The organism is Limnobacter alexandrii, from assembly GCF_005871185.1.
Lineage (GTDB): Bacteria > Pseudomonadota > Gammaproteobacteria > Burkholderiales > Burkholderiaceae_B > Limnobacter > Limnobacter alexandrii.
In genome coordinates this window covers 160322-174128 of sequence record NZ_SWKN01000008.1, presented here as the reverse complement: position 1 = coordinate 174128, position 13807 = coordinate 160322, and the positions used below count along the sequence as shown (strand labels likewise).

The window sequence follows — 13807 nt, the reverse complement described above, 5'->3', positions numbered from 1 at the left end:
CGGGTGCTGTCTTATGTTTTTTTACACAGAAAAAGATACACTCTTTGCGTCAACGAATTTCTCGTACACGCCGTTTTTATCAATGTCATCAGGCTGCCCTGTTAAGTATTCTTCCATGCCCATAGCCAAAGTACGCTCTAACATTGTTCTTTGCATGCTTGCGCTCACCATGGCACTGCCTTTCCACGCTGCCCATGCAAAAAATTTCATCGGTTACACAGGCAAGGGCTGGAACAATGACTTTGGCGTGTTGCGCGGCCAATGCGAAGCCAGGCTGGTTCAAAGCGAAGCATTAAAAGGAACTCTGACAGAGCAAATGGCTTACGTCGAATCCAACGATGCTTTCAAGGTGATTTTTACGGAAACCCAGTTGGTGGATGCCTTCGCGGTCGACTCCCATTGTTTTGGCCACACCATGGAATTGGTGCCCTCAGGGCAAGCAGTGCGCTGGTTGAACCCGGTGAACGGTGTGGGTGTGTATTTGTCGCCTGGTGCCAAGTCGGATACTTGTCGAACATACTTGGGTGTCACGATTGTGAACGGTGAAAAAACCAAATTCCGCGGTGAAGCCTGCTCCCCCAGCAAAGGGGCCTGGCAAATTCAGCAATAGTGTCAGCCAAATACAGCCCTGCGCAAGCGCTGCAGGGTGTCCGAATGTCCAACCAGAACCAGCAGCAACTTGGCTCGGGTCATGGCCACGAACAGTTTCCGGAAGTCCGCTTCATCAAACTCCACAAAAGCCAACTCGGTCACCACCACTGCCTGTGCGGCCTGGCCTTTGAATCGGTAAACTGATTCTGCATGCACATTGCCCTCGGTGAAAACCTGGCTGCCATTGTCATCATATCGGCCTGTGAAGTGCCTCAGGCTGTGAGGCCCCAAACTGGCTTGCGCCAGTACCTTCGATTTTTCATGACCGCGCATGCTGAGCACTGCAATTTTGTCGCGCGTAAAACCATGCCGCAAACATGCAGTAATTGCTTTGGCGGTTTGGCTCAACAAAGATTCATCGCTGTCGTACTCGAAAAACTCAAGTGGCAAACCTTCCAGGGGGCAAGCAGCCTCAATGTCCAATGGTAACGGCAATTCAAACTTGAATTCACGTTGAACCAGCTGCAAGGCCTGTACTACGCGCTTGGGGTTTCGATAATTCATGGGCGTGTGCAAGCTGACCCAGGCCGGTAAACTGACCACCGGTTTGGCGTACAGGTTTTGAATGGGGTCTTCCAGCCACAGCCAGCGTGTACCGGAATGGGCGCAACGCTGAAGCACAGGCAACCAGCTTTGGTCAAAGTCCTGGCCTTCATCCACCACAATGGAATCAAACACCCAGCGTTTGTCCAAGGGCGTTGCCAATACTTGTTCGGCCAGTCGGCCAAATACCCCTGGCGATGCATAGTCCACTTCCTGCCCTGCATCTCGCAGCATGCGGTCGCACAGTGCATGAAAGTTAAATACCACAGCGCCCATCAAACCTGCTTCACGCACCTGCTGCGCCATGTGCGAAGAAAGTGGACGGTTGTAACACACATACAAGGTTCGCGCTTTCAAGGCATGGTTGCGTTGCAATTCACTGAAAGCCAATTGCGACTTACCGCTGCCTGCGGTGCCGGTAACTCGCAAGCGAAAAGGCTCGAAACTGAGCCTTGAAACCCACTGCTCCAAACCATGCGACAGGCGCGTCACCAAGGTTTCAGCAGCTTGCGACAATGCACCCACCTCAGGAACCAAATTCAGCTCGTTGCACAGGAAGGAATGAATTGCTTTGGGATTGGAGTTGCTGCTAAACAGGTCGGCGGTGATGTCGATGGTTTGTATCAAGGCAGCCAGTTCGTCTTTGTGACGGGCATCCACCACCCGCTCAGCATTGACTGTAAGCCCGCCCGGGTCCGGCACTGTGAAATCGGGACAGTAAAAAATTGGCTCTACCCGCAAAGTGCCTTGGTGTTGCTGCCTGAATTTTTGATTCAGCAAAGTACCCTGTTCAGCCAAGGCATTGAACACGTCTTGGCGCTGCTCGCCCAATTGTTTGAGCACACGGCCTTGATCCACTTTCATCAAGCCGGTTTTCATCAAAATGCTGTAAACGATGCCACTGGGACCCAGCACCAAAAATTGAATTCGCCCGGTAACAGTTAACCCATGCTCGATACGAGACCAATGAATGCCGTGATAAATGGTGTAGCTGTCGGGCAACTGTGCTTGCAACTGCAACAACACATCCCGCTCGCGGGCCTGTGCGCCGTCTAGGGCAAGCTCGCTGGTGTCAGAGGGATAAACCTTGGCTGGCACGCCTTACACCTCTTTGAACTGTTGCTTCAGCGTGGTGCCAGAGTAACGATCAACACCAGCCTGAATGCGAAAGCCCAGCATGATCTTGCCAGTGGTGCAGTACACCTGCTCGCGCAGCCATTCAATGACCTCTTTGCCCTCGGAAAAACCCACCGCCTCGAATTCCCAAACACGGTCATCCGCATTCCAGCGAAAACCTTTGGACTTCAAAAAATCTTTCTTCTCGAATGGTGCTTTCAGGGCAGCAATTTGATAAATCGACTCATTGGCACTGTCGAACAACACCTGAAACGGCATGCGCTGCGATGTTTTCAAGGGCTCGGCCAAGACATGAATCAAGGCATTGCAATCCTCCACCGCGCGGTGCGCGCCGTGAAAGTAGCCACAATCGGACAACAAATATTCCAGTTTGCGACCTGAATAATTCTCCTGGGTCCAGGGCAACTCCCGAAACGTACAGGCCCAAATCGATTGTTCAAGCCAAGGGAAACGGCGAAGCATGAAAGGCTTGTCAAAGGCCGCATTGTGAGCCACAAACAAGGCAGCTTCCGCGCACAGGGCTTTCAAGGCGGCTTCATCAAACCGCCGACCTTTGACCATCTCGTTGCTAATGCCATGAATGGCTGAATTCTCTGGAGTGATCGGTACCTTGGGCTCCTCAAGCCCGCCATAGCTGCCCAACACCGCGCCAATTTCTCCGGTGTCCTGATCGACCTCGATCAGAACCGCCCCCACCTCAATCACTTCACATGTCGCAAAATCAAGGCCTGTGGTTTCGGTGTCGACCACCAGCACCTTCACTGGGCTGTTGATTTGCCCACCAAAACCATCACGCATTTGAATGCGGCGCAGCACTTTGTAATTGCCGGTACTTTCCAGCCATTGGGCGACTGTTTCCGGGTCAATCTTGCAAATGCTGTTGTTCAATTCATCGTTATTCAAACGCTTTGTCCTCTGGTTCAGCGCGCAGCAAGTGCGCCTGTTGTCGGCTTACCTTCACCTGCCAGCCTTTTTTAACCTCGCGAATTCCACCTTTGTTAATGCGCAATTGGCGGGCCAACTCGATCAATTTCAGTTTGCCACAACGCACGCCCTGCCCCAGCAACCAATGCCGAAGGGTATTTAACTGGGTCGTTTCGTCGAGTTCTCGCCACGCAAGCAAATGCAGGGCACCTGTGGAACGAATTACCTCCGGTGCATTCGCCTCTGTGTTTGAATCCTCTTCTGAATAGTGTGCCTGAAAAAATTCAGCCAGTTGCAGCAAGGCCTTCGGGCTTTGAGGAAAGTGTTCTTCCAGACTGGGCAATAGTTCATGGCGCACCCAGTTGCGGCGCAGCGTGGTGTCATCATTGCTGGGGTCTTCAATGTGCGGCAAGCGATTCACTTGCGCATACTCCAGCAGGCTGGCCTTGCTGCAGTTGAGCAAAGGGCGGCACAACAGAAGCTCGGGGTGCAGGTGGCGGTCTACACCCACCTGGCCAATTGCGCGCATGCCGCCCACACCCCGCAAGCCAGAGCCGCGCAGCAATTGCAGCAACACGGTTTCAAGTTGATCATCCCGGTGGTGGGCACACAGCAAAACATGGTGTTGATTGGCCTTCATCCAGTTGAAAATGGCACGGTAGCGCACCACACGGGCCTGGCCTTCAAGGCCGAGATCACCGGGCTCCACATCAACCCGCAAAGCGGTGAACGGCACACCCCACTGTTCGCATTGGTTTTTGCAGTGCGTTTCCCAGGCATTGGCCTGCGCCTGAATTTGATGATTCACATGCACCGCATGCAGCGGCAAGCCCATTGTATGCATAGCATGGAGCAACACCGTTGAATCGACCCCGCCAGAGTAAGCCACCACGAAATTGGCCGGGGCCGGGGCGTGGCGCTTGAAGTCGCTTAAAAAGGCTTCAAGCGACTGTTTCAATTACTTGCTCACCTTGAAGTGGCCGTAGCTCATCAAACGGTCATGGCGAGCATCCAACAAAGTTTTGGGCTTGTAGGTCACCAGCATGTTCAAGGCAGCCTTGATGGCTGTTTTCAAATTACTGGCAGTTTGCGCGTGGTCGCGGTGTGCTCCACCGAAACTCTCTTTGACGATTTCCTGAATCAGGCCCAAATCTCGCAGGCGTTTGGCGGTAATGCCCAAGGCCTCGGCGGCGTCCGAGGCCCTCTCCGCGCTGCGCCACAAAATGGAGGCACAACCCTCAGGAGAAATAACAGAGTAAGTGGCATTTTCCATCATGATCACATGGTCGGCCACAGCCAGGGCCAAAGCACCACCTGAGCCACCCTCACCAATAATTGCGCTCACAATGGGCACCTGAATTTGCGCCATCTCGATCAAATTGCGACCAATCGCCTCGGATTGCCCACGTTCTTCGGCGTCAATGCCGGGGTAGGCCCCCGGGGTGTCCACCAGGGTCACGATGGGAATACCGAACTTCTCAGCAGTTTTCATCAAACGCAGGGCTTTGCGGTAGCCTTCCGGCCGTGGCATGCCGAAGTTGCGCAAGGTGCGCTCTTTCACATCGCGACCCTTTTGGTGACCAATCACCATCACGCTTTCACCATCGAGGCGAGCCAGCCCGCCCACAATTGAAGGGTCGTCGGCAAAGTGCCTGTCGCCATGCAACTCGTGGAAATCGGTGAATGCGTGGGCTATGTAATCCAGGGTGTAGGGGCGCTGTGGGTGACGCGCCACCTGCGAAACTTGCCAGGGGGTCAGCTTGCTGTACAGCTCTTTGGTCAACACATCGCTTTTGCCTTCCAGGCGTCGAATTTCTTCTGACAAATCAACAGCCGAGCCATCTTGAACCAGGCGCAGCTCCTCGATTTTGCCTTTCAATTCGGCAATGGGCGCTTCGAAATCTAGAAATGTTTGCTTCATGAGGTTCTCTTAATAGTCCACCACGGCTGGGTCCAGGCTGCGCCACAAATACCACGCTGCCACAGTTCGCCAAGGTTTTAATTTTTCCCCGAATTGTAGTGCTTCTTTCGGTCCGATGGGTTCGCCTTCGAAAAATTGGCGCGAGATACCGCGCTGCACACCAATGTCATCCACAGGCCACACATCAGGCCTGCGCAAACAAAACATCAAAAACATCTGCGCCGTCCAACGCCCCACGCCCTTGATTTCACACAGGTGGCGTGTGCAGGCTTCGTCGTCCATGCCGTCCAGCAGTGCCAGTTCAAGGCGGCCTTGCTGTTCAAATTCGCTTAAGGCACGGGAATACGCAATTTTCTGGCGAGAAAGGCCGGTGGCTTTCAATGTGTCATCACTTAGAGCGAGCAAGGCCTGACTGTTGATTTGCCCGTTCAAGGCATCGACCACCCTGGCCCACACTGCATCCGCTGCCTTGACCGAAATTTGCTGCCCCACCAGCGAGCGCAACATGGTTTCATAGGGTGCCCCGCGAGAACGCAAGGCCCGGTCCGGGTGGCGGGCAAGCAAATTGGCCCACACCGGGCTTTGCGAAGCCAAAGCCTCGCACGCTTCCTGCCAGTAGGCAGGCGCATGGGGATCCAGGTTCAGCCTCAGGCTCGCCGCCATTCAGTGGCACCGCCCCGTTTGTCTTCCAACACCACGCCCATGTCAAGCAACTGCTGGCGTATTGCGTCAGCCTTCGAGAAATCCCGATCGGCTTTGGCCTGGGTGCGGGCGTCAATCAAGGCTTGAATCGCGGCCTCGTCAAGCGAACCTGCCTGCTCCCCCACTTCCGCTTTCTGGAAAGCCTCGGCGGTTCGACCCAACAAGCCTAACACCTGTGCCAAGGCTTTCAAGCGCGCGGCCAGTGTCTGATCGGCGCTGCGGTTCACTTCGTTGGCCATTTCAAACAACACAGAAACCGCAATCGGCGTGTTCATGTCGTCGTTCATCGCTTCAGCGAAACGGGCTTCATAGTCTTGGCTCCAGTCGATGGTCGCTGCGGCCTGCACATCGCCCACAGCTGTGTACAAACGGCCCAAGGCTGCCTTCGCATCCTGAACATGGCCTTCGGAATACGTGAGTTGACTGCGATACTGTGCGCGAAGAATAAAAAACCGCACCACCTCGGCATCGTAGACTTTCAAAATATCCCGAATCGTGAAAAAGTTATTCAGCGATTTCGACATTTTCTCGGACTGCCCATTGGTCTCCACGCGTACAAAACCATTGTGCATCCAGTACTGGGCAAAACTTTCGCCGGTGGCCCCCACGCTTTGGGCAATTTCATTTTCATGGTGTGGGAATTGCAGGTCTGCTCCCCCGCCGTGAATATCAAACGTATTGCCCAGCAACTTGCAACTCATCGCCGAACACTCAATGTGCCAGCCCGGGCGCCCCACACCAAAATCAGACTCCCACTTGGCGTCTTCGGGTTCTTCAGCCTTCGCACTTTTCCACAACACAAAATCGAGCGGGTCATTCTTGCTGCCAGACACGCCCACCCGTTCACCAGCACGTAATTCATCCAGGCTTTTGCCCGACAAGCGCCCGTACTCCGGAAACGAACGCACTGCAAAGTTCACATCGCCCGAATCATCCCGGTAAGCGAGCCTTTTGTTCATCAGGGTGTGGATCATGTCCTGCATTTCTGCCACATACTCCGTAGCACGGGGCTCGTGGTCGGGCCGCTCAATGCCCAAGGCATCGGCATCTTCGTGCATGGCTGCGATAAACCGGTCGGTCAACGAACGGATGCTTTCCCCGTTCTCAACAGCGCGGCGAATAATTTTGTCATCAATGTCAGTGATATTGCGCACATAAGTGACCGGATAGCCCGAAGCACGCAACCAGCGCTTGAGCAGATCAAACACCACCATGACCCGGGCATGACCCAGGTGGCAGAAGTCATAGACTGTCATGCCACACACGTACATTCGAACGTTCTGTGGATCAAGCGGTGAAAAAGCCTGCTTTTTCCTTAGAATTGAATTGTAAATTTGAAGAGACGATTTCATTGGACTCAGAAAAAAAGCGGACCCAGCCGGCCAAAACGGTACAATCTGACACTGGAACCTTCAGGAAACCCAGCTCAGAAGCCAACCCGCTCTGGGGCTTGCTACAATAGCGGTCGAGTATATCATTACGCATGATCGAGTTTTTCCCTACCAATCAGATGAAACGGGTAACCCCGCAAAGGCGCAACCGAATGCAGGCTAAAAAAACAATCACGTCGTCAATCAGTGGCAAATTCAAGAAAAGCAAATACGCTTTGCTGATCGCTCTCATGGGCCTGGCATTTGCCGGCGCACCCGGCTATGCCGACGAATCGGATGAAGTGTCTAAGCTGATTCAGAGTGGACAATTTGAACAGGCACAGGCCCGCGCAGATGCCTACCTGGCCAACAGGCCCAACGACGCCCAAATGCGTTTCCTGAAAGGCCTGATCCTTACTGAGCGCAACAAAACTGCTGAAGCCATTACGGTTTTCACCAAGTTGACTGAAGATTTTCCCGAGTTGCCCGAGCCCTACAACAACCTGGCCGTGTTGTATGCGGGACGTGGTGAATACGAAAAAGCACGTGAATCTCTGGAAATGGCCATTCGCACCCATCCCAGTTATGCCACTGCCCACGAGAACCTGGGTGATGTGTACGCCAAGCTGGCAAGCCAGTCTTACGACAAAGCACTTCAACTGGATGGCCGCAACTCGACAGCACAAACCAAACTGTCACTGGTGCGCAACCTGATTGCTGGCAAACCCGAAACTGTGGCAGTGGCCGCTGCACCTGCGGCAGCACAAGCCAGCAAGCCAGCACCAGCCAAAACTGCGCCAGCAGTGGTGCCAACTCCACCTGTGGTTGCCGCAACCCCACCTGCCGTGGAAGTAGCACCCAGCAAACCTGCACCAGCCGCTGAGCCCGCTATTACTGCTAGCAAACCAGTTGAACCAAAACCCAACACCATCGGCATGGACAGCCAAGTGCTGGCAGCCGTGGAAGCCTGGGCCAAGGCATGGACTGATCAGGACATGGCCGGTTACCTGGGTGCCTATAGCCAAGACTTTGAAACACCGGGCAAGATGAACCGCACCAACTGGGAAAAAATGCGTGAGCAACGCATTGTTGGCAAAGAGACCATTCGCGTGGTGGTTGAAAACCCATTGATCACCATCACAGGCAATGAAGCCGTGGTGAAATTCAAGCAAAGCTACTTCTCCAACCGCCTGAACAACGTGTCCAGCAAGACCCTGACCATGAAACAGGAAGGTGGTACCTGGAAAATTACCAGCGAGAGGGTGGGCGGCTAAATGTGGTTTAGAAGCAGGCTTCGTGGAATGTCCAAAGGGTTGCGCCTGGCCGCACCCCTGATGTTTTGGGCATTCACGGCAGCCCCCACTTTTGTGAAATCTGGCGCCGAGGAATCGTTCGACCTTGCGGCCTACAGCAACCCTGAACCCAAAAAGGGTTCACTGGCCAGCAAGTTGTTTGAGTCGGCCAGCTATCAACCGGTGATCGACACCGCGGTTGAAGAAATTTACCTGGCGCTTAGCAATCATGAGTTGAACAAAGCGCTTGAATTGACCGACCGCTTGTTGAGTGAATTTCCAAATTTTTACCTTGGCCACATGCTCAAGGGCGACATTTTGTCCCTGAAAGCTGGGCGCCCCCTCAATAAAATCGGGGACATGCCAAACGTACCGAAAGGCAAGCAAGAGGAACTGACTGAACTGCGAGAGGAAGCCATTGCACGCTTCAAAGCCGTGAAAGACCGCCCACAACGCGACTTGCTGCCTGCTGAACTGGTGGAATTGAACGACGATCAGCGCTACGTGATTTTGGTGGACACCACACGGTCACGGCTTTTCCTGTACGAAAATGCATTTCCGCAACCCCGCCTGGTGACCGACTTTTATGTGTCTCAAGGAAAAATGGGGGCGGTGAAAGTACGCGAAGGTGACAAGAGAACACCCATTGGTGTCTACACGATTACGGAGTTGCTGCCCAAAGAAAAGCTGACCGATTTTTATGGCCCCATCGCCCTGCCCATCGATTATCCAAACGCGTGGGACAAGCGCTTGGGCAAAACCGGATATGGCATTTGGTTGCATGGCATGCCCAAGCATTATGTAAGCCGCCCCCCCAAGGCCAGCGATGGCTGTGTGGTGCTGGCGAACCAAGACTTGCTCGCCTTGAAAAAATTTGTCGACATTGGCAGCACACAGGTTGTAATCAGCGAAAGGCTAGACTTCGTACCAATCGATGTTTGGAAAAGCCACCGCAAAGCCGCCTTGCGCATGGTAGACACCTGGAAGAAAGACCTAGAGAAGGGCTTCTCCAAAGGCATTTACCACTATGCAAGCGATGTAAAAATTGATGGGCAGGGTTTGATCGAATGGCAAAAAAACCAACAAATTGGCAACAAGTCGTTCGGAAAAATTGCCATCGACGACCTCACGGTGATGCGCTACCCCAGCGACAAAGACATGATGCTCGTGTCCTTCAAACAAGAGGACAAGCTGTCGGGTGAAATTCGCAAACAACAATACTGGATGAAAGTTGGCACCCGTTGGCAAATTGTCCAGGAAGACACTTTTAAACTGTAAGGAACAAGTCTGTGACTCAAGGCAAACGTGTTTTTCTCAAGTGGTCGATGTTCTCGGCGATTGCTGTTAGCATCGGTAATTCTTCAATCTCCTCTGCGTTTGCAAAAGCGAAAAAACGAACCATGGTTAAACTTAAAACAAATTTCGGCGACATCACCATCGCCCTGGACGCTGAAAAAGCCCCCGCCACTGTGGCCAATTTCCTGGAGTACGCAAAAAGCGGCTTCTACACCAACACCATTTTTCACCGCGTCATTGCGGGTTTTATGGTTCAAGGCGGCGGCTTTGAGCCCGGCATGAAACAAAAGCCCACCAAGGACCCCGTGAAAAACGAGGCTGACAATGGCTTGAAAAACGAAAAGTACACCCTTGCCATGGCCCGCACCAACGACCCGCATTCGGCCACTGCCCAGTTTTTCATCAACGTGGAAAACAATGAATTCCTGAACTTCAAAAGCCCAACACCACAAGGCTGGGGCTATTGCGTATTCGGCAAAGTGACTGAAGGCAAAGAAGTTGTCGACAAAATTGTAGGCGTTAAAACTGGCTCGAAAGGCTTTCACCAGGACGTACCACTGGAAGACGTGGTGATTCAGGGTGTTGAAGTACTCTAAGCTGGCCCCAACTAAAAAAGCCCTTACTGAAGGGCTTTTTTTACGACTTTTTAATCAGGTAACAAGTTGATTGAAATTCCGCAACAAGGTGCTGCATTCTTTGCCTCCGACCTGCACCTGTCCGAACACTCTCCAAAAACGCTGGACGCCTTCGAAAATTGGCTGGCAAGCGTGGCCCAGGAAAATACGCTTATCTTTTTGCTTGGCGACCTGTTGGAGGTTTGGTATGGAGACGACTACAGCGACAGCACCAGCGAACGCGTCATCCAGGCTGTTCAAGCCGCAAAAGCTGCGGGTGCCACACTGTATTTCATGCACGGCAACCGTGACTTTCTGCTCGGTGATCAATTTGCCGAAGCGGCAGGATTCGACATTCTTCCCGACCCAGAGTTTTTACTGGTCAACCACCAGGTGGTGCTGATTACCCACGGCGACCAACTTTGCACGGATGACAAAGCCTATCAAAAATTCAGGCTTCAAAGCCGGGATGAAAAATGGCAAAAAAACTTTTTGGCACTTCCACTTGCGCAACGCATTGAAATGGCCAAGGCCATTCGCAGTGAAAGCAAAATGCACAAAGCCAACAGTGCCATGAGCATTATGGACGCCAATCTGCAAGCCGTGGCTGAAACATTCAAGGGCAATTGGCCCGATGGTTACTATGTGGGAAAAAGCGATGTCATATTGCATGGCCACACGCACCGCTGCGCCATACACAACACCTTGAACTCCCTTGCACCGGCCACACCTGAATCGACTCAGGAAAGGCTTCAAAAAGGCCAGCGCATTGTGTTGCCCGACTGGAATTTTGATGCGCCAGAAAAAAACCGCCCAAAGGGCGGCTTCTTGAAACTACTGAGCAGCGGAGAATTCAGCCTTAACCTGTTCAGTTAATCGATTAGTTGTCCACCAGTTTGTTCAGGGCTTTCAATTCCTCACAATCCACAGAGTCGCCGGCATCAGGCTGCGCTTTCCCCTTGCTCAACTGTTGTTCAAGCTGTTCAATTCGCTGCTGCTGCGCAATCGCTTGATCAATCAAACCATGCATGGCTTTGATCAACGGATCATCGCCATTCTTGGAAACACCATAGGCCGAAAACTCTTCCTTGGTTTTGGCGGCCCCAGTCAATTCTTCACCCGGTGCGCGTTCTTCGGCTTTCAGAATCATGCGTGCGGGGTTGCCCACCGCCGTCGCACCTGCGGGCACTGGTTTGGTCACCACTGCATTCGACCCAATTTTGGCACCCTCGCCCACTGTAAAAGGTCCCAAAACCTGCGCACCTGCGCCCACCACCACGCCTTTTTCAAGCGTGGGGTGGCGCTTGCCCTTGGCCAGTGAAGTGCCACCCAAGGTAACGCCCTGGTAAATGGTGACATCGTCATGAATTTCTGCGGTTTCGCCAATTACCACGCCCATGCCATGATCAATAAACACACGCCGGCCAATGCTGGCACCAGGATGAATTTCAATGCCAGTGAAAAAACGGCCCAAATGCGACAGGAAACGCGCCAGAGTGGTCAAGCCAAGCGACCATGCCCTATGGGCAAGGCGATGCCAAATCAGGGCATGCAAACCGGGATAGCACAGAAAAACCTCCAGACGCCCTCGGGCTGCCGGGTCTTTTCTCAAAATCGTGTCAATGTCTTCTTGTAGTCGAATCCACATGCGCGGAAAACCCTGAATCAATTGTTATTGATGCGTCAAACGCTGGTCGCCGCAGTGTATCACGGCTGTATCAAGGCTTCTTGCGCTCAAATTCATGCGGATAAAGGCGATTGTCCACCACCCGTATCACATCAGAAAAAAAGCCTCGAAGCATGTCCACTTCTTCTTGCTCCAAAGGCGTTTTGGCCAACATTCTGGCCAAACGCTGCACCACCTTTTTCGGCTTGTCGGGATTGATAAAATCAACCGCCTCCATGGCTTGCAGCCAATGGGCCTGTAAATCCGCCACCGCCTTCACAGTGGCCAGCTTGCCACCCTGCCTCACACTGTCAGCTAGGGAGCCTTCGGCAGCCACGGCCAATTCACCAGTCGCCCATTCCGTGCGCAAGGCATAGGCCACAATTTGCACGGCTTGTGACAAGTTCAGCGAGCTGTAAACCGGGTTGGCGGCAATCGTCACCTGCCGATTGCACACCAGCAGTTCATCGTTGCTTAAACCCGTGCGCTCGGCACCAAACACAAAAGCTGCACCGATGCCGCTTTCCGTCAAACACAAAGCCTCTTTTGCTGCCTCCTGCGGGCTTTGCAAACTTGGGCCCAAATCGCGCAAACGTGCAGACAAAGCAAATGCCACGCTTCGATCAGCCAAGGCATCGGGCAAGGAGTCGTAAACACGGGCCTGTTCAAGCACATCGCTCGCACCGCTGGCCAGTGAAATCGCCTCTTCAGCACTGCAAATTTCTTTGGTTTTGGGTTCCACCAATCGCAAATCACTCAAACCCATGGTTTTCATGGCACGCGCCACCGACCCAACATTGCCTGGATGGCTTGTTTTTACGAGAACTATTGAAATGGATTCGAGGGAAATGGCTGCGGTCATTTATAATGTCGGGTTAAACGTATTCAAATTGAAAGGAAAGGCCATGCATCCGATGTTGAACGTGGCGGTGAAAGCCGCTCGCGCTGCGGGAAAAATCATCAACCGAGCGGAGCTTGACCTCGATCAGGTAAAAATCGGAGTTAAAGGGCCCAATGACTTCGTCACCGAAACTGACCAGGCTGCCGAAAGCGCCATCATCGATGTACTGAAGCAGGCTTTTCCCGATCACGCCATTCTAGCCGAGGAAAGTGGCGCCTCCGGCAAATCCGAGTACGAGTGGGTCATCGATCCTATCGACGGCACTGCCAACTTCATTCACGGCTACCCGCACTACGCCATTTCAATTGCACTCCGCGTCAATGGCAATGTACAACAGGCGGTTGTGTATAACCCGGCCACCAACGACCTGTTTACCGCATCCAAGGGCGAAGGTGCATTTTTGAACAACCGCCGTATCCGGGTTTCCAAGCGCAGCAAACCCAATGAATTTTTGGTCGGTTTTGCATTCCCCAGTGGTCAGAATGAGGGCTCACTCGGCGTGAAACGCAAAATGCTGGCCCTGACCGAGAGCACCGCGGGTATTCGCAAATCAGGTTCAGCCGTTCTCGACCTGGCCTATGTGGCTTGCGGTCGCCTGGATGGCTACATGTGTTTTGGCCTGAAGCCCTGGGATTTGGCAACAGGCGTGTTGCTGGTTTCTGAAGCAGGCGGCTTGATCACCGACCCCCAAGGCAATGACACATTCATGGCAAGCGGCGACGCCGTGGCCGGAAACCCCAAAGCCCTTCAATACCTGCTGAGCTTCAAATAAACCAACAGAGACCCAGTT

The 13807-nt window shown here is 53.2% G+C and carries 15 protein-coding genes; 6 read left to right on the top strand and 9 right to left on the bottom strand.

The annotated features are described in order from the left end of the window. Window positions 1–21: 21 nt before the first annotated feature. Window positions 22–156, bottom strand: coding sequence for a hypothetical protein (locus FCS97_RS16795; RefSeq protein ID WP_281283836.1), 135 nt, complete (start codon window positions 154–156; stop codon window positions 22–24). Between the two features lie 13 nt (window positions 157–169). On the opposite strand from FCS97_RS16795, the gene FCS97_RS10415 reads away from it, so the two are divergent. Next, window positions 170–610, top strand: coding sequence for a hypothetical protein (locus FCS97_RS10415; RefSeq protein ID WP_138518370.1), 441 nt, complete (start codon window positions 170–172; stop codon window positions 608–610). A gap of 2 nt (window positions 611–612) precedes the next feature. On the opposite strand, the gene FCS97_RS10410 is transcribed toward FCS97_RS10415, so the two are convergent. The 6 genes from FCS97_RS10410 to cysS are packed head-to-tail and all read right to left on the bottom strand — an operon-like array spanning window position 613 to window position 7230. After that, window positions 613–2292 (bottom strand): ATP-binding domain-containing protein, encoded by a 1680-nt coding sequence (locus tag FCS97_RS10410; protein WP_138518369.1) that lies wholly within the window; start codon window positions 2290–2292, stop codon window positions 613–615. A gap of 3 nt (window positions 2293–2295) precedes the next feature. Beyond that, on the bottom strand, window positions 2296–3234 hold the full coding sequence (locus tag FCS97_RS10405) for a 3'-5' exonuclease (RefSeq protein WP_171035272.1): 939 nt from the start codon (window positions 3232–3234) through the stop codon (window positions 2296–2298). Then, window positions 3227–4213: a tRNA lysidine(34) synthetase TilS gene (gene tilS, locus FCS97_RS10400; protein WP_138518367.1), complete on the bottom strand. Its 987-nt coding sequence runs from the start codon at window positions 4211–4213 to the stop codon at window positions 3227–3229. Before tilS ends, FCS97_RS10405 begins: the two co-directional genes overlap by 8 nt. After that, complete coding sequence (locus FCS97_RS10395; RefSeq protein ID WP_105028816.1) at window positions 4214–5176, bottom strand: acetyl-CoA carboxylase carboxyltransferase subunit alpha; 963 nt, start codon at window positions 5174–5176, stop codon at window positions 4214–4216. It lies immediately after the preceding gene. Window positions 5177–5185: 9 nt separating this feature from the next. Beyond that, window positions 5186–5839: a DNA-3-methyladenine glycosylase family protein gene (locus FCS97_RS10390; protein WP_138518366.1), complete on the bottom strand. Its 654-nt coding sequence runs from the start codon at window positions 5837–5839 to the stop codon at window positions 5186–5188. Beyond that, window positions 5824–7230, bottom strand: a complete 1407-nt coding sequence (gene cysS, locus FCS97_RS10385; protein ID WP_138518365.1) for a cysteine--tRNA ligase — start codon at window positions 7228–7230, stop codon at window positions 5824–5826. Before cysS ends, FCS97_RS10390 begins: the two co-directional genes overlap by 16 nt. Window positions 7231–7421: 191 nt before the next feature. On the opposite strand from cysS, the gene FCS97_RS10380 reads away from it, so the two are divergent. The 4 genes from FCS97_RS10380 to FCS97_RS10365 all read left to right on the top strand — a co-directional run bounded on the left by FCS97_RS10380 (window position 7422) and on the right by FCS97_RS10365 (window position 11326). After that, the gene (locus tag FCS97_RS10380; RefSeq protein ID WP_138518364.1) at window positions 7422–8522 is read left to right on the top strand and encodes a L,D-transpeptidase Cds6 family protein; all 1101 of its coding nucleotides are present in this window, start codon (window positions 7422–7424) and stop codon (window positions 8520–8522) included. A 27-nt stretch (window positions 8523–8549) separates the two neighbouring features. Next, window positions 8550–9818, top strand: a complete 1269-nt coding sequence (locus tag FCS97_RS10375) for a L,D-transpeptidase family protein (RefSeq protein WP_171035271.1) — start codon at window positions 8550–8552, stop codon at window positions 9816–9818. A 122-nt stretch (window positions 9819–9940) separates the two neighbouring features. Further along, entirely contained in the window at window positions 9941–10432 is a 492-nt protein-coding gene (locus FCS97_RS10370) for a peptidylprolyl isomerase (RefSeq protein WP_138518362.1), read from the top strand. 66 nt (window positions 10433–10498) lie between these two features. Beyond that, window positions 10499–11326 (top strand): UDP-2,3-diacylglucosamine diphosphatase, encoded by an 828-nt coding sequence (locus FCS97_RS10365; protein WP_138518361.1) that lies wholly within the window; start codon window positions 10499–10501, stop codon window positions 11324–11326. Window positions 11327–11330: 4 nt separating this feature from the next. Here FCS97_RS10365 and cysE read toward each other — a convergent pair whose 3' ends face one another. Together cysE and FCS97_RS10355 are read right to left on the bottom strand one after the other, a co-directional pair. Next, window positions 11331–12098, bottom strand: a complete 768-nt coding sequence (gene cysE / locus FCS97_RS10360) for a serine O-acetyltransferase (protein ID WP_171035270.1) — start codon at window positions 12096–12098, stop codon at window positions 11331–11333. 70 nt (window positions 12099–12168) lie between these two features. Next, entirely contained in the window at window positions 12169–12978 is an 810-nt protein-coding gene (locus FCS97_RS10355; protein WP_138518359.1) for an RNA methyltransferase, read from the bottom strand. Window positions 12979–13021: 43 nt separating this feature from the next. Between FCS97_RS10355 and FCS97_RS10350 the strand changes: the two genes are divergently transcribed. Then, window positions 13022–13789, top strand: coding sequence for an inositol monophosphatase family protein (locus FCS97_RS10350; protein ID WP_171035269.1), 768 nt, complete (start codon window positions 13022–13024; stop codon window positions 13787–13789). Window positions 13790–13807 lie beyond the last annotated feature (18 nt).